Below are 16,225 nucleotides of genomic sequence, written 5' to 3' on the forward strand. Positions count from 1 at the left end.
GCCGCTCGCGTCGGCGCAATTGATCGATCACGTAAGTTGATATATTTACGTGATCGAATCTGAAAACGCGAGTTGAGGCAAGAATGGAATTCCGGTCCCCCACCGTGGCGGCGCAGCAGAATGCGGACGCGATCGCCTATCTCACCGACCGGCTCAGCGACCCGCAGGCGGGCCGCCGCCAGGTCGAGCAGCTGATCGAAGTGCTGGGCAACGCCGTGGTGATGTATCCCGACTGGCATCCGATCCTGACGGTGCCCCCGGGCGGCGGCGCCAGCCGGGCTTCGAGCCTTGTCGAGATCAAGACCTATGCGGGCATCGATCATACGCGCGAGTTCGTCCGCGGCTTCGTGACCTGTCCCTATTCGGACACCCGCGCGGACCGGCTGGTCGCGGCGGTCAACAAGGTCGACGGTCTCTGTGCATACCGGCTCGACGCGCCGCTATACGACGACAGCGCCTTTCCCGTGGTTGTGGTCGCACAGGGTGTCGAGCTGGAAGCCGACGGCACCATCCGCAGCCGGGACGCGCTCGCCTGGTTTGCACAACAGACGGCCGGCGCAGCCTTCGGCGCGCAGGTCGCCGAGACCTGGTGGAACATCCGCACCAACCTGCTCGGCAGACCCCATGGTTCGCGATCCTCGCTGTTCGTGAACCAGCATACCGGCGCGCACATGCGCAAGATCCTTGAGGCAATGAACGACAGCGGGATGTTCGGCCCGATCCTCGAAGTCTCGCTCGACATGCTGTCCCAGAAGAAGCGCAACACGATCTGCGAGACCCTGATCCGGGCCGCCGTGAACAACTGGGACAAGGAGAGCGAGTCCTACGCCTTCGAGATGCGCGGGGAGACCTGCACCGCCTCGCTCCGCGACACCTGGAAGGACAATATGGAATTCTCGGTCCGCGTCCGGATCGGCGAGTCCGACCTCTCGGTATCGGGCTTCTATTATCCGAAGACCGACAAGATCACCCATGTCGAGCCCTGGGGCAGGCGCGAGGTCGCGGAGAAATTCCTGTGACCGGACCCCACCCAGGGCGGCCCCGAAACAGGCCGCCGCCGACGGGGATCCGCACGCCCAGGTCCATTACATCATGGTTTCCCGCGTGCTGGTCCCCGAGGATCGCGCCGACCATTGGACCAGAAAAGGCCGCGCGACATGCCAGGGATGACAGCGCCGAAAATCGCGGATTTCAGCCCTTTCATGGCGATGCGCGGAGGCGCGCCTCCACTATGCGCACGGCAACCGTCGCACCGCTATAGCGAACCGCCCCTCACGCAGCGCCCAACACCGATCTAAGCTGTACATCAAGCCAATGCCCGACCCGCTACCGGTTGAGCATCGGCATCCAGGATCCGCTCGCAAAGGTGGAAGCTATGAGGAAGTCGCCGAGAAGGCCGGGCATGGGCGCGCACGAGGCGGAGACCCGCCAGTTCGAAGCGCTGGTCGATGCCGGCGAACCCAATCTCGCGCTCCGGCTGCTGGTCATCCGGCGCTTCTGGACCTTGCTGGCTGCCCTGTCCTGCGGCCTGATGCTCTGGCTGACCGGGCTTCCTGCCAGCGCCCTCGCGGCCCTGGCCCGGCTGTTATGATGGACGGCACGACTGCTACTCGCTAGTGCGCCTTTCTCCGTTCCGCGATCAGCCTTGCGCATGCACGGCAGCGGCCAGCGCGGTCGCCGCGTCACGGACAGCCAGCCAGCGCAAGCGCTCGGCCTCCGCATCCGCCAGCGCGCGATGCGACACGGCGCCTCGGTCGCGCGCCGCGGTCCTAACGAGCAGTTCCTCAACTGCCGGCCCCAGCTTTTCCGGCGCCAGCACCGGCGTCAGGATCGAGACCGCCGCTTCGCGATGCGCTTCGTCGGTATCGCGGAGCCTGAGGCTGTGCCGTGGGAATCCGGCGGCGCGAAGCAGCACGCTCATCCATTTGCCGTCCCAGGATGGAGCGCTGGCCAGCAGATCATGACCCGCCAGTACATCGAGCATCCGCTGCGCGACCGCTTCATGGTGCTCGCCCTCGCCCAGCAGCAGCGCGCGCGGGATCTTGTGGATCGCCTCGGCCTCCGGGTCCCAATCCTCCCAGCCTGAAGCCGGGCGGATCAGATGGTCTTCGGCCCGGCCATCCTCGAACACCCAGCCGACTTCGATCGGGTAGCTCTGCTTGCCGAGGGATGAGGCTTCGAAATCGAGAAAGACAAGCATCACGCCATACCTACGCCAACACGATCCGGCCCGAAATGCGAAGGGCCGCCCACCGGGCGGCCCTTCCATTGTCATCCGAACGCGGACAGCTCAGCCGAGCCGGACCCCCGCGGTGGAGGTCATGCTCGAAAGATCAGCCGCGAGCGGCATGCGACAATGAGACATCTGACCACCTCCTTTCCGTTGTTGACGATGGCGTGAAGATGGAAAGCCGCACACGATATTTCAACGGCAGGCCGCTGATTATCCGAGGGAAATGGAGGTGCGGGGCCCAGCTGGGACGGGGTTGGGTCGAAGGTTGCGGGAATGCTTCCGGCCTGCGACACCAGGCCTTGAATTCCTTCCGCGATGCCGATTCCGGATCTTCAACCCGGCTGCGCGCCCCGCCGGCGCCAGGTCATCACCAGCACGTCGCGATATGCTGGCCTGGACGGATCGAGCGCATGGATAGCGGTGACACCATGCCGGATGCGCCGGTCGTCGAGCAGCACGACCTCGCCAGGGTCCGACAGGGTGAAGCTGTCCCGGCGCCCAGCCTCGTCCAGTATCTCCGTCATGCCGGCCTCGACATTCGACCGGTCGATCAGCATCACGAGCACCCAGTCGACGCCGTCGCGGTGCATGCCTTCGGGCGTGGGCAATCCAGCCTCCACGCCCAAAGCCTCGATGCGGAACTGGTGCAGTTCACCATCCCAGTCGAGATCCGCTTCCCCCTCATTCTCCAGGGCGGAGAATAGAGGCGTGCAGAGCGCGAACAGGCTCTGCAGGACCGGATGCCGGACAAGCGCCTCTCTGGCAGGCGCGAACCAGCGCTCCACATCGCCGTTCAGGGGATTGTACGCGCTGCTCTGGAAATGCGGCTGGTCCGGCTTTCGCGCCGCACCCGCCCCGCGCAGTTCGAACGCCGCATGGCGTCGGCGACGATAGCGTCCGCCATCCGCCATGAAGCTGTCGGGCTCGAGATCTCCCCAAAGGGCGGCCAGGCTATCAAGCACATCGGAACCCGCCGCCCCGATCATCTTTCGGAAGGACCCGGCATCCACATGCACATAGCCCCTGTCCGCAAGGGCGGCGCGAAGGCCGGCAGTTTGCTCTGCGAGATCGAAGATTGCGAGATCCTCCATGTTCGGGAGCGTCCCTTCGCGCGATCAACCCTCCATCGCAAGACCGGCAAATCGATCGGGATCGCGCCCCTGTGCTGCCCGCGTTGATCGGCGGCGTGGACCGCGACTCGTCGAATCTTCGTACGATCTCCCCAGGCCTCTTCAGCCGACTCGGAGAATTCCTCCCTCGGCTAGCAGGATAGCGAGACCGGCCCTCAGCCAATGGTGTCGAGGAAGATCTGCGTCCCGCCCTCGCAGGGCCGGGCGCCAGTCTCCTGGAAGGCGATGAGTCGCGCGGGACGGGAATTGCCTGAAGCGAAGAAGGGCGGCCTTGCGGCCGCCCTTCCAACACCGTGTTGCCACAGCGCCTTTGCAGGGGCGCCCTACCAGCAGAAGGGCCCCTGGATCAAGCAAATTGAGGATGCACGGCGCCCCTGGATCGCCAGAAATTTGGCCCATTTTGCGGGAGGATAACTCTATTCCCGGACTTGCCGGATCCGGGCTTGCGCAGGCCGGTTTCGCACCATCGGGAGCCGGGATAATGGCCCAGTTATACAGAAATAATTCTGCCACGGGGCGGGTTTAGGCCGGAGTCGTCCGACAAAGGGTTTGCGTCCCCGAATGGGCCGCGATACGTAACCGCTCGACGAGCCACAGCGCCTTTGCACCTCGTTTTGGCTCGTCACATTTTGAAGCTCCGCCCTTCTCCGGGCGGGCCTGTGGGAGTGAGTCATGCGAAGGTTTCGTACCCTCGTCGCGATCCTGCTCGCGACCGTTCTTTGCTCTCTGGCGATCGGCTCGGGCTTCCCGCCCGGGCCCTTTCCCGACCTCGACCTGAAGCTGATCTGCCTCGTCGCGATGCACATTCTCATTGGCGTGGGCCTGCTCATCGAGAGCCGGCTGGCCGCTCGCAAGCATCATCCGAAGGACGCGGTGCGCCCCCTTCCCCGGCGCCGCGATCCGCGCCACGCGATGATCGCCAACGGATATATGATGGCCGCATTTCTCAGCTTCGGCGTGGTCATGCTCGAGCTGCTCGGCCACTCAACCAGCGCCGCCGCCTGACCGGGGCAAAGGCCCAGAGGCAGTACTCCCTAGATCGAACCATTCGACAATGCCCGACCGGCCCGTGGCTATCGCCGGATCTGCCCGAGCGTCTCGGGCCGGATGCGGAAGCGGCCAGCCAGGCCCGTGATGCGCTCACCGGCGGGCCCGCCTTGCCAGCACGACGACCTCGGCATCCCGCCAGCTGGCCTTCACATCGACTCGCGCCGTCACCGTGACATCCGTCGGATCGGCCTCGGGTTCGAACGCCATCTCGACTGGGCGGGTTGCGTCGCGCCCGATCAGCGAAACCTCCAAGAGGAGGTCGTCGCCGAAAAGCTCGGTCCTCTCGGACTGCGAGCGATGAAAATCGACCCCGGCATAGCTGTACAGATAGGTCGCGGGGAGCCCGTCCGCCTCGCGCTGGATCACCGCGTCGCCCATCTCGCCCCTTGCATCGAAGAGGTCGGGCCAATCCCCGCCCGCACAGCCGAGCAGGACGATCGGCCTCGCCCCGGTCGCTGCGATCTTCGCGCCTTCCAGGGCAGCCGCATCGAACATCTCGCGCAAGGAACGCACCGCGACACGCCGCCGCCGCAGCTTCCGATAGGGACGCCAGACCTGCTGCGCGACATGCGCGGCAAAGCCTCGCGCGTAGCGCCGCGCGTACGCCGCATCATATTTCTTGCCGGGCCTTTCGATCAGCACGGCCTTGTCCACCCCGGAGACCTCGAATGGCGCACGCCCTCGTTTCCCCACGGCGAATGCGACCTTCACCCGGGGGAACAGGCCAAGCCGCCTGTTCAGAGCACCGAGTTCGGCCCCAATCGCTGCATGGAACGCCTCGGTCGCGACCGGTGCGATCGGAAGCGCGGCCAGCCGCCGGGCACAGTGCCTGTTGATGGCTGCGGCCGCGGCGACCAGAGCGGCGTACAGCGCGTCGCCGGCCGGCTGGGGAAAGCGGGTGGGATTCAGGACGCCAATCGCCTCGGACAGGGAGGCACCGGCTTCCGGCTCTTTCCAGCGCTCGGCAGTTCGGGTGAGCCACGCCTGGACCTGCCACAGCACATCCTCGCCCATGCGTGCCGCCGATTCATCCGCGCCAAGCGCGCCGAGCCAGTTCTCGATGGCCGTGAAGGCCGCATCGTCGCCGAGCGCCGCGACCAGGGCAAACCAGTCGGGCGAAAGCGCGCCGACCCGAAACCGCGTGTCGAGCGAATAGAAGCGGCCCGCCACCCGCTCGGCTTCGGTCATCGCGTCGGTACGCTGGACGAGCGAATCCAGCGCGCCGACATATTCGCTCGGCTTGCCGGACCATTCGGGCAAGCGGAGCCGGACAAAGCTGCGGACTAGGTCGAGCGCGCCGTTTCCGCCGCCCGGCGCTGCTGCCAGCTGCCGGGCAGCCTGGGCGGCCTCGAAGACGGAGGACGGCGAAACCGCCCATCCGGCGAGGATAAGCGCCGTCACGGTCCGGACATCGGCATGGAGATTGGCCAGGACGGCGCCGAAGATCGTCGCCGGCGAACCCTCACGGAAATCCGGATGGAGCAGGAGTGGCTCGGTCAGTGCACGGACAGCCGACCAATCGAGGTCGACCAGCTCGCAGCCGAGAAGCGCGGTCTGCAGCACGTGCCGGCCATCCTCCTCGGCAAGATCGTGCAGCCTTCGCCGCCACTCCAAAAGGCTCTCCATGTAGAGCGGAGCGCCAATGTCATCCTCATGCCAATAGGAAGCGGCCAGCACATAGGCCGAGGTCGCAAGATGCCGGAAGAGCAGGGGCCAGCCATGGACCAGAGCCGCCCAGTGCGCATCGTCCGTTGCCCCCTCGGGTGCCTGGGCATAGCGAGCGCCGGCCTGGAGCGCGGCTTCGCTGGCGCCGACCATGCGCATCGCCACGCTGCGATAGGTCCGGGTCAGCTGATCGGGCAGCGCTCCCGGCATGAGCGCCCGCAGGCCGGTGCCTCGCGGCGCGCGCTGGCCGGTCAGCCAGCGTCCGACACGGTGGACCATATATTCGGGAATTTCGTACGGGCTGGCGGCGGTCCGGGGCGGAACCCGGTCCTTGGGATCGGGTATGAGGTTGGGCGCGACATAGGCAAGGCTGCCGAGGAAATCGTCTTCCCGTTCGATATTGGCAACTGCCCGTTCGATCAGGCGCGCATAGGCACGGGTCCAGTTCGACTGCTCGGCGAACATCGACCCATATTGCGCATAGCTCGACGCGACACCGTCCTCGCCGATGATCGTGTGTGCGCGGAGCAGAAACGCGTGAAACTCCCGCATCTCGCGCAACGCATGCTGGAAGCCGGACAGCGCAAGCCGATCCAGCTGCAGGACGACTTTGTCGCCAAGTTCCTTTAGGATGTCGGTCGGCGTCAGCCTGTCCTGCTCGACAAAGGGCGCAAAGACCAGGGAATGGCGGATCAGCCATCGCTCGATGCCGTTCAGCGGCACACCGCCGATGCGACGGCACAGCTGCACATCTCCGTGGAGGTCCCGGCCAATTGGCCCGGCAAGGCCCAGCATCCAGCGATAGGCGCCAGCGCCCGGACCCTCCCCGGCCCTCCGGCACCGCCAGGCCCATAGGCGGACGGCGAGCCGCAATGGCCGGAGACGAATATCGATAAGCTGCCTTACGCGCTCGAACCGCGCCACCACCGCGCGCTCGCCCAGCCCGACCTCGGCGGTGCCGGCCATCACCATGGGCATCGCCTTGCCCTGGCCCAGCGCGAGCGTGTCGCTCAGCTGGACGGTCGCATATTCGGATAGCAGCCGGACGAGATGGCCGGGGATGATGCGGGCGGCGACGAAGCGCTTTCGAGCCTCTGCCCGATATCCCGGCGCGATGAAGGAAAGGCTGGTGATCAGGAACTGCCAGGTCAGCAACAGGTTGAGGAGCAGCCAGGCGGCAAGCACGACCAGCAGGCCCAGGCTGACCGACCAGGCCACCGCCGCCCGTCCGATCAGGTCGAGCACCAGCATCTCTGGCGCGAACAGGCCGATCACCAGCGCGATGGCGAGCGTCAGCCCACTGGTCCCGACGGCATAGGCGAGGCTCTGGTCATAATAGAGCTGGACATCGGCATTGGTCCCCGTCCCCTCGTCCCGGGTCACGATCAGGGTGACCATGCCGAGCGCGAGCGGAAAGATCAGGCCGACCATGGTCGCCTGGGCGCCCAGCATATAGCTGAGCAGATTGCGGATCGTCTCCGGCCTGCCATAGTCTGCGACCAGCGTGTCGAGCGCCGCTGGCGTCGGAAGGGTCAGCAGGGCGCCGGCAAGGATCAAGACGGCCCAGATCAGCAAATAGGCCCTGGCCAGCCCGAACAGCGAGCGGTTCGCGAGCAGGGGACGCATCCAGCGAAGCCACCAGGGCTCCAGGGCCGCCGCGAGCGCGGGATTCTGGCGTCGCAGGCGACGGACATCCGCGCTGACGTTGCGGCGGATACTCGCAAAGAGGTTCATGTCCCCCACCTCGCACAAGCCGCGACGATCGTCACCTGCATCGCCGTTTCCCGACACAATCGGAGATCGCCGGTAGCTCCGAAACTCAGCGCCGCTGCCTGCTTCTGGTCGGACGCGGCCTTCGAACCAAAGAGATCGCCAAGGAACTCGGCCTCGCGCCCAATACGGTCGACACCTATCTGCGCCAGTCGATCGGTCGGTCCGCGTCAAACCCGGTCACGCGGCCTTCTCGGAGGTCTTGGCCGTCCTTTTCGCGAGCGAGTTGCTTCTGCCGGAGCAGTTCCTCAAGGTTAAAATAGCGCTCTTCCGTCACCAACTTCCTCCATTCTCGCTCGGCGTTAGTCAGCGCCCGGATCGCGGCCGCCGTCACGTTGGGCTACGGAATCTAGCGTCGAATTTTCAGCGAGAGCCGCGGATAAGACGCGGTGTATCAGCGTCCAGATCGCATCCTGACGGTGATGGCCGCAGATCTCGATGCTCTGTTCAGCCGCAGAAATTTGCAAAACCGGATCCGCCGTATGGTGTAGTTCGGCAGCGTATCGGTAAGATATTCCACTACTATCTAGCCCCCGGTTCTCAATGACCATCGACGCGATCATCTTGCGGGGCCGTTCGGAACCCAACGGCCATAGCTCCACCTGTACCGCGATCATGGAAATCTCACCGAAACGCGATAGCTGCGCCAAGGTGGCTGAACGCTTGCTCGACCACCCCGCGCCGCAAAATGGCGGTCGCTGCTTGCAGTTAAAGACATGCCCACCTCCTCCGCATCAATCATCGAGATCAAGGAGCGCCCCTAGAGACCTGTATGGTTTCCCAGCAGGCCGAAGGTGATATTCGCCGAGCGGCGTTGCTTCCCAAGCCCTTGGCATGGACTCCCAGATATCTAACTGGGTCAGCCGGTTTCCATCCTTCACCTGCAAACGCTGGTCGCCAACCCAAACGTGCGCGTTGATCCACAAGTCGCTTAGTGCAGTGACCCCAAGTTCATTGAACACGTTCAACATGTGCGAAAACCCGAACGGCGCGCTCGGCATTTCAACGCGATTAGGAAAATTGATCCGCATACCGGTCCTCCTCCTCCTCTTTGCATGGGGCGGACCGGCAAAAGCCGGGTGTTGGAAACCTGCTGTGACACAGGCGCATGCGCCTTTACCGTTGCCGGCTGGACATGCGCGCATGCCACCCGGCCGAAAAGCTCAGCCAGGCGTCACAGGAGGGGTTTCCACGCCCCGCAGCCGGGACATACCGGCGGCGTTAGGACCGTCGCAGAACGAATTCCGGAGCGCAAGCGTCTTGAGTTTTCTCCTGCAAATTACGGGAAACTCTGGCTTTCAAACATCCTTCCATGTGGGGAATTTGTCCCGCTGGCTGGATAAATCAGGATAAATTTTGCGCCTCACATGCGGCCTTCCTTTGAGACTCAACTCGGTTGGATCACCGGCCTAAGTTCAACATCTAAGGGTGACGCACGTGAATGATTAACTCGATAGATGGATTAATTAAGCGGATAAAATCCGTATAAGTCACGACTCTTCCAGAGGAGAAGCGTTTATACCTCGGATATATCCAGATTCACCCTGAGTTATTCCTCAGTAATCCACACTTAATATCACGGAAAAACATTAAGTTTTATCGAGTCCAATCGAATAATATTCGATAATATTCCATATTGACTCCAGCTTTCACTTAGAACCATTGTCGACGCCGAGTTGAACAAGGCGAGCGCTCAACATGTTCTGGAGTCTCAAAGGCACATGATCGACGACAGGAGGCACACTCGCATCAAAAGTGCGTTAGCGCTGAAGGGGCTAACACTGTCGAGCATCGCACGCGATCTGGGCGTGGCGCCGGGCACGGTTTCGATTGTTAGCCGAGGCTTTCGTCGTAGCCGCCGAATCGAGACCGCTATTGCTACGGCGCTGGGATGCAGACCCGCGGACCTATGGCCAGAACGCTATCTTACGCACCGCCGCGAGGAAGCCCGAAAATGAGCCAACCGTGGAACTACGCCGGCAGCGGCTCAGCAAATGGATTGGCATGCTCCAAATCGGCCGGACATCTGGCTAGCGCCTCACCTGCGGATACGCGTGAGCCGAACGTCAAGTGAATTGGAAAATATCGTGGCAACCAAGATACCGTCCGAGAGCGAATGCCAGAGGCGATGGTTGCTTTTGAACGAGCCGACCACCGATTCACATCATCCCGTTTCAGTAATTGGTCAATCGATCAGGTTCGGCGGTGCATTTTATGATTTTTCATCACTCGTTCCACTTTATGGATCGCATTTCGTTTTTGTATTACTAATACAATTCACCGAAGCATTCTTCCAAAATGCTTCGAACGGAAATGCGAAGCGTATCCAGTCTTTGCGGTCGTTCTTTAAATTTGTTGCCATAGAAGCAATGATAATTCCCAATAGTGCGGCAGCTCGCGCGCACCAGAGACTATCGTCGTGCATTCGCCCGTCAGAAAGCGACATGAATGAACTTGCTGAGAGTTACGGCGATGTCATTCGCGATTTTGAGGACACCTCAATCCTCAAGTCCACCAACAAAACGTACCGCGGCACCCATTTAGAGTCCGTCTCCGCTGTGCTGCGGCGCCTCGCGCCCCATGGTCTTTGGCCCTTGACGCAACCGATCAGAAGAATCGACGATCGGGCGGGCGGCCACATACCCACTCTGGGGCAGCTCGGCCCTGGCGGGACCAGGGTCGTATTTGAGGGGCCAGACGCTTACGCAAGGAGCGTAGCCGCCTCGAAGGCCCGCATGGCGCACCTGCGGAAGCTGTCAGAGGAAGGCCTCCTTCAAGCGTACGCGGTTTTCGAGAGAGGCAAGCAGCTTCTTGCTCGAAAAGACACCGCTTCCCTGGAAGTGATCACTCAAGCAGTGAGCGAACTAACCTTCTATGGAAAGAACCAGCGCGAGGCGCCGCTGGTTGAAAGGATCTTCCCAAAAGGAAACCCCGATCTTCGGTTAGCAAATCTGCTCAAATATTTGGACACTAAAACCGCAGGCGCCATACCTTATAAGACCGATCAAGACGGATCCTATGGTCTCACCTCATTGGTCGGAGCTTGCGGAGGTGCGCAGTTGATCTCCGCCCATCTTCAGGGAACTAAATTCGCGCTTCTTTGCGCACAGATAATCACGCTGATCGACACCGGTATGAATGTGCAGCCCTGCGTCGATATGGCAGCCCAGCCCTTCAACGGTGAGTTCCGCCGCGGAAGCGTTTCGCTTTTGACCATTGTTGCCACGAAAGATCGACCGACGCAGAAAGAAGTACTTTCCACGGTGCCGATCGATGGCGCGGAGGCGCTCCTAAATGTCGCCGGATTCAATTTATCAACGAAATCTGCGATCTCAATGTGGCAAGAAATGTCCGAAAGACTTCGATTTCGCGCCAGAATGCAAAATGATAATGTACACAGATACCTATGGATTTGCCAAAAGGGTTCAGGATTTTTCGGAAGAATACATCAATTCTCAATGACCGTAGCAAAATCACAGATGAACTCTTTTGTGGAGTCCATCGCCGATGACCCCGTGTTAGGCGGATTTCAATTCAGCAGAAATAATATTCGTCCGACTTACCTAACTATCAGAAACTCCAAAAACCTAGAAACCCAAGTCGTCGTTTCGCTGGCGAACCATAGTGATGGCCGCGTTACGTTTGGCGCTTATCTCAATCGCGCCGAATATCGAGAGCTCTTGGCTTCACTCATGCGCAGGTTCCAGAACCAGCTTGAGGCGGCTATCCTCGTTACTGACATTTCGCGAGTGGTTCACCTTAGCGTGAATGCCGAAACCATCGTCGGCCGGGCCGAGGAAGCCGTTCAAAATGGCCTCGATGAGATATTGTTCGACGCGAGCAACGCGAGGACGGAAGCCATCGCCGCCGCGCCTCCAGTGGAAATCGTTCCCGAAAGGCTCGAGAGCTTCCTCCAATTCGACCCCAAGCATGACGACCTGGTCGCGCTGATCCTCATCAACAGAGGAATGGAAGCCTCAGAGGAGACCTTTCTGCTCAACAACCCACAACGGTGGAAGCACAAGTGGATGCCGGGCTTGGCACTTACAAGCGCCGCAATCGCCCGCCTGGAGCAGAGCAAGCACCATGTGGCACTCAAGCGCGCGTCTCATGCCGCCGATCAAGGAATTCTGGACGGAAGTTTAAGGGCCTTCAAACCATGGTGAAAGTTACGGCGACCGGCCGGGAAACGCGGGTGACGCAGTCACCCATAGGTGAGCATGATCGTATCATCGGAATAATGAAGAAGCCTCATTGGATGGCCAACGACTCCCCCCTCGACAACACGTGGATCATCAGAAATCACGGGGGAAATGTTCGAGGCGGAGACATCATTGTTCGCTTTGATGTAGCGATCGCGCCTGGCGTTAGCTCGATTGATCTCGAGGCCGACCTAGTAACAGCGAAAATTCTCGCGGAGCGCGGCCTGAGCGGAAACGACGCACGATACGCATCGGGCGCAACCATACCAATCAACGTGAGAAACTATTTCGCTTTCGTCCGTTGGCGGCACGCGCGCGGCATCAATCATAACAGCCGCCTCACCAATGACGATATCAGCGACCTCCTTTTGGATCTGGAAACAAAGGGCATCGTGGGCCTCGCTCCGTATCGGCAACGATATGAAGAGCTTGTCCGGCAGATCGAAGCCGGAGAGTTCAAAATTCCCTTCACACTCAAAGCGAAGAGAAAAATTGCCAAGAAACTCGCACTAGCTAATGCGCTTGGAGCACCACATACTACGAGTGTTCCAAGTTCCATCCTGCATGATCTTGACGAATTACTTCTTACAAGAGGCTTCTACATATCACAGGATCGTAAGACACAAAAGCAAGATGATTGTAACGATGAATCCGACGAGGCCGCTTTATCAGAAAATCGTTTGATTTCGTTTCTGACGGCTCCGCAGCTGCTATTTTACTACCGCAAGCATCTCGCGCACGACCCGATTCAATTCGAACCCTTCGAAGGAGAGGACCAGGTCTCGAAGATTGCCCAGTCGATCGCCCGGGTGGCTGCTGAACGCTCTTTCACCATGCCGGCATATCATGGCTGCTTTCTCGTTAACGAGGCCATCACCTGGGTGGCGACGTACTTCGAAGAGATTCAATCATTCACTGAGGATCTCAATAAGACCATCGCCAAATATGTTCAGCTGGACCACTGGCACCCTACTGAGGCCGCGTTCAAAGAGCGCCTTAGCCTAGATGAGAAGAAGTACACTTCTGGCCCGGGGAGTTGGTGGCCGGTCCATCCCTCCTACTTCGCATCGCAAGGCTGGGTGCAAAATGTCGCAACCTATCGCCCTTCACTTCGCCCCGTACTGTTTGAGTTGCTGAGCACCGCGGCGCTGATCGTAATTGCCGCCTTCTCTGCCCGGCGAAAAGAGGAGATGGAGTCCCTCAAGCAGGATTGCATTTCCACGTTGGATGGCGAGTTCTGGTTAGAGACCTGGATCTCCAAGAACATTCGCGAGATGGATAAGATTCCCGTTCCGGCGACGGTCAAGAGGGCGGTAGATGTTTTACTGTGGCTATCAAAAGAAGGCCGCCTGGAGTCCGGTGATGCCTGGCTGCTGGATTTTTCAGAATTCATCGCGCCCTCCGGGGAGCCGAAGGGCAGCAAACCCGCTTACCGCTTCTATGACGGGCTGGACCGATTTGCGGAGTTCGTCGGCGTCCCGCTGATCGACGGCCAACGCTGGATTCCCAAGCCAACCGAATATCGCCGCTTCTTTGGCTTGACCTATTTTCATAGGTTCGACTTTCCAAATCTCGTCGCACTCAGCGATTTCTATCGCCATTTTAACCCGACCAGAACGAGGGGATACATCACTGAAATCGCTCATGGCACTCACGTCAGGCGGCGTGAAGAGAACTCCGAGCGCAGAGTGGCACGGATCGAAGGATCGGAAAATTCGCCTCGGATCGACTGAGAGACTTCGAGGAGTGCGGGCTGGAATATCGCGTTACGGTCGTGCGTGAAGCAATTACAGGCGACGCGTACATGGGAGGCTTTGGCGGCACCACCATCGTCAATGACGCGCAAAAGCAAATTCGCGATTACAAGGCCCAGATAGGCCTCGGCTCGAGCGAGAATCTCGACCTACCAAGCCTGAACGATGTTCTGCGCTCGATGATGAAACCCATGTCGATCGAGCCTCACCCTAACGGGCATAGCGCGTGCAAATGCACTGCAAAGGCTCAAGATTTAAGCACAGCGAGTTGCCTCCGCCTGCGTGCGGAAGCCTACCCGGATGCGATCGCCCCCAGCGGCCCCGATATTGAATTTGCAACCGACCTCGTTTGCGCGGGCTGTGTGCATAACTTGCAACTGCCATGTCACAGCCGCTGGTGGGATAAGGCGCTCGAACACGAAGAGCATGAGAGCGAGCACGCCCTACTACCATTCCTGCGCGAGATTGCCAAAGGTCGTGCGACTGCGATCAAAGGCGTCCTAAACCGCTGCCACGGGCAGAGGTAACAATACACATGTCGCCTGAGACAACACCAACTCGCGAGGGCAAGAACCGGAAGTCATTTCGGCTGAAGGTCGAAATTCTCGAGCGGGCGGCGGATAGCGGCAGTATCCCGGAGAACCTCCGCAACATCAAACTCCTGAAGGAGCTTGCCGCCTGGGAGGATAAGACGCTGGGCCTCACAGCTTGGACGAGCGCGAACGTGCACTCGAAAAACGGCCACAATCCAGATCTAGTCAAACGATGGGTCGACGTTCGGGGGCGAATTGCTCTGATTGTGCCGCACAGGCGGACAGGACGAACCTTACGTGAAAGCCAGAAGCAAGAAATCACCCTCCGATCAGAGGTCAAGGTTCTGTTGCTCCAGAACGAAGCCCTTCTAGTTCTGGAAGAAAGATATCAAAAGCAGCTCAGAATGGCAGCGCGTGATCTCGACGCCGCGAATGATCGCTTGCGGAGCGCCGGCCTGGCAACGGTGCCTGCGACGTTCCAGGTGCCATGAACGGAAACGTCACGCCCTTTATCCCCAAGAACGGCAGATTCCGACTGCAGCGGGTGCGGAATGACAGCTCCGACCGCTTCTTCATCATCGACCCTGCAATAGGGATTTTCCCGGAAGGGCAGTCGTTCATCCGCGAATTAACCAGATGGAGAGGCGGAAATTCAAAGAGCGTCAGAGCCGCAGCGTATATCATTATTGATTGGTGCAACTACCTCAGGTCGACGGGCCTGAATTGGCATCAGGCCACGGACGAAGAGTTTCTCTCCTGGCTCGGGGACCAAAAAATAAGCAAAAAGCGCCTTTCTCGAAAGAATGCAATCATATGGCGCTGGTACAAGCACCTATACAATCACGATGCTTATAAAGCATCCGCGGCATCGACCCTCGCTCATATATCAATACCAACCAACGACAGTGAGTTCGGTCGCCCCCGATACGTCCCACGGCGTGGTAGCAGAGATGATAGAAATTCAGGGCGAGACAAAAAATCAAGGACATTCATTAGCGATGAGACGGTCGCCACTATCATAGCAAATATCGCTAGGCTCGGTAATTCATTCATCGTCGATCGAGACAGCTTGATTGTCGCATATGAAGTCGGTTGCGGGCTGAGAGCAATCGGCATATCTGATATTCAAATTTTCTCTATAAGCTCCGCTCTCCAAAAATCTGGTATAATTCCTAAGCACGTAAGTATTTTTCATTATGGATCGGATAAGGCAGCCCAAGCAGATATCCGCGTCAGATTAGATCGGCTGCTTGATATTGGCGGCCACGGCATCTTCATTAATGTGATGGAAAAATTCTCCAAATCCCGCGATGTGCTGATCGAAGTCGGGCTCATTCATCAGACACTAGACTTTATCTGGAGGCACCATGAAAAATGGAAGAGTGGATCACCAGCAAGCGAGCTGAAAAATCATCTCTTTCTGAGCCTCAAGACGGGCCAAGGACTTCTGCCCGGGACAGTATCTGACGTTGTTCGGCGGTATTTTAAACGCTTCGGCCTGGACGGGAGCGGTCACGATCTCCGCAGGTATAAGATCACAAGCCGGGGCTTGGAGCTCGTTCGCAAGAGCAAGAAGCACGGGAAGCTGTTTGACGGGACCGCCATCGAAGTCGCGATGGCTGATGAATTCGGACACGATGATTTCAAAACGATGAGCCCATATGTGAATATGGGAAGGATCCTCGATGCAATTGGCGACGAGGTGGATGACCACTACCGGCGGTAGGGATTGGTAGAGAGCCTTGATCCATGCACCCTAGCCGCAGATCGAGCCGGCTGCGTGCTGGAGAACGCACTTGGCCAAGGCATCATTGAAATACCTGCGCACGTGGCAAGCGAGCACTGCCTTCGGCAGTTGCGACCGGAGGAGTTCGAATATGAAATTCGA

15 protein-coding genes are annotated in these 16,225 nt (G+C 59.8%); 10 read left to right on the plus strand and 5 right to left on the minus strand.

Annotated elements, in window-relative coordinates:
• Positions 1 to 83 precede the first annotated feature (83 nt).
• Together AAHM44_RS01515 and AAHM44_RS01520 are read left to right on the plus strand one after the other, a co-directional pair.
• Positions 84 to 1,019 carry a hypothetical protein gene (locus tag AAHM44_RS01515; RefSeq protein ID WP_342248780.1) on the plus strand — a complete coding sequence of 312 codons (936 nt, stop codon included), beginning with the start codon at positions 84 to 86 and terminating at the stop codon, positions 1,017 to 1,019.
• A gap of 356 nt (positions 1,020 to 1,375) precedes the next feature.
• On the plus strand, positions 1,376 to 1,591 hold the full coding sequence (locus AAHM44_RS01520) for a hypothetical protein (protein WP_342248781.1): 216 nt from the start codon (positions 1,376 to 1,378) through the stop codon (positions 1,589 to 1,591).
• Between the two features lie 48 nt (positions 1,592 to 1,639).
• Here AAHM44_RS01520 and AAHM44_RS01525 read toward each other — a convergent pair whose 3' ends face one another.
• The gene (locus tag AAHM44_RS01525; RefSeq protein WP_342248782.1) at positions 1,640 to 2,200 is read right to left on the minus strand and encodes a 3'-5' exonuclease; all 561 of its coding nucleotides are present in this window, start codon (positions 2,198 to 2,200) and stop codon (positions 1,640 to 1,642) included.
• A 365-nt stretch (positions 2,201 to 2,565) separates the two neighbouring features.
• Positions 2,566 to 3,324, minus strand: coding sequence for a 2OG-Fe dioxygenase family protein (locus AAHM44_RS01530; RefSeq protein WP_342248783.1), 759 nt, complete (start codon positions 3,322 to 3,324; stop codon positions 2,566 to 2,568).
• Positions 3,325 to 4,035: 711 nt separating this feature from the next.
• Between AAHM44_RS01530 and AAHM44_RS01535 the strand changes: the two genes are divergently transcribed.
• Positions 4,036 to 4,368, plus strand: coding sequence for a hypothetical protein (locus AAHM44_RS01535; protein ID WP_342248784.1), 333 nt, complete (start codon positions 4,036 to 4,038; stop codon positions 4,366 to 4,368).
• A gap of 135 nt (positions 4,369 to 4,503) precedes the next feature.
• Here the strand turns inward: AAHM44_RS01535 and AAHM44_RS01540 are convergent, their stop codons facing one another.
• Positions 4,504 to 7,812, minus strand: coding sequence for a hypothetical protein (locus AAHM44_RS01540; protein ID WP_342248785.1), 3,309 nt, complete (start codon positions 7,810 to 7,812; stop codon positions 4,504 to 4,506).
• 65 nt (positions 7,813 to 7,877) lie between these two features.
• Here AAHM44_RS01540 and AAHM44_RS01545 point away from each other — a divergent pair, with 65 nt between their 5' ends.
• Complete coding sequence (locus AAHM44_RS01545) at positions 7,878 to 8,111, plus strand: sigma factor-like helix-turn-helix DNA-binding protein (RefSeq protein WP_342248840.1); 234 nt, start codon at positions 7,878 to 7,880, stop codon at positions 8,109 to 8,111.
• A gap of 39 nt (positions 8,112 to 8,150) precedes the next feature.
• Here the strand turns inward: AAHM44_RS01545 and AAHM44_RS01550 are convergent, their stop codons facing one another.
• Both AAHM44_RS01550 and AAHM44_RS01555 read right to left on the minus strand, forming a co-directional pair.
• Entirely contained in the window at positions 8,151 to 8,498 is a 348-nt protein-coding gene (locus AAHM44_RS01550; RefSeq protein WP_342248786.1) for a hypothetical protein, read from the minus strand.
• Between the two features lie 84 nt (positions 8,499 to 8,582).
• Positions 8,583 to 8,879 (minus strand): hypothetical protein, encoded by a 297-nt coding sequence (locus AAHM44_RS01555; RefSeq protein ID WP_342248787.1) that lies wholly within the window; start codon positions 8,877 to 8,879, stop codon positions 8,583 to 8,585.
• 690 nt (positions 8,880 to 9,569) lie between these two features.
• On the opposite strand from AAHM44_RS01555, the gene AAHM44_RS24820 reads away from it, so the two are divergent.
• From AAHM44_RS24820 to AAHM44_RS01580, 6 genes are all read left to right on the plus strand, one after another.
• On the plus strand, positions 9,570 to 9,806 hold the full coding sequence (locus AAHM44_RS24820) for a helix-turn-helix domain-containing protein (protein WP_446745937.1): 237 nt from the start codon (positions 9,570 to 9,572) through the stop codon (positions 9,804 to 9,806).
• Between the two features lie 129 nt (positions 9,807 to 9,935).
• A complete protein-coding gene (locus AAHM44_RS01560; protein ID WP_342248788.1) occupies positions 9,936 to 12,014 on the plus strand; it encodes a hypothetical protein in 2,079 nt (692 codons plus the stop codon).
• Entirely contained in the window at positions 12,008 to 13,783 is a 1,776-nt protein-coding gene (locus AAHM44_RS01565) for a hypothetical protein (protein WP_342248789.1), read from the plus strand. The genes AAHM44_RS01560 and AAHM44_RS01565 overlap by 7 nt, the downstream gene beginning before the upstream one ends.
• A 41-nt stretch (positions 13,784 to 13,824) precedes the next feature.
• Positions 13,825 to 14,331, plus strand: coding sequence for a hypothetical protein (locus AAHM44_RS01570; protein WP_342248790.1), 507 nt, complete (start codon positions 13,825 to 13,827; stop codon positions 14,329 to 14,331).
• 8 nt (positions 14,332 to 14,339) lie between these two features.
• Entirely contained in the window at positions 14,340 to 14,828 is a 489-nt protein-coding gene (locus AAHM44_RS01575; protein WP_342248791.1) for a hypothetical protein, read from the plus strand.
• The gene (locus tag AAHM44_RS01580; protein WP_342248792.1) at positions 14,825 to 16,063 is read left to right on the plus strand and encodes a hypothetical protein; all 1,239 of its coding nucleotides are present in this window, start codon (positions 14,825 to 14,827) and stop codon (positions 16,061 to 16,063) included. Before AAHM44_RS01575 ends, AAHM44_RS01580 begins: the two co-directional genes overlap by 4 nt.
• Positions 16,064 to 16,225: the final 162 nt, after the last annotated feature.

The organism is Sphingomonas sp. OTU376 (assembly GCF_038440415.1).
Taxonomy (GTDB): Bacteria; Pseudomonadota; Alphaproteobacteria; order Sphingomonadales; family Sphingomonadaceae; genus Sphingomonas; species Sphingomonas kyeonggiensis_A.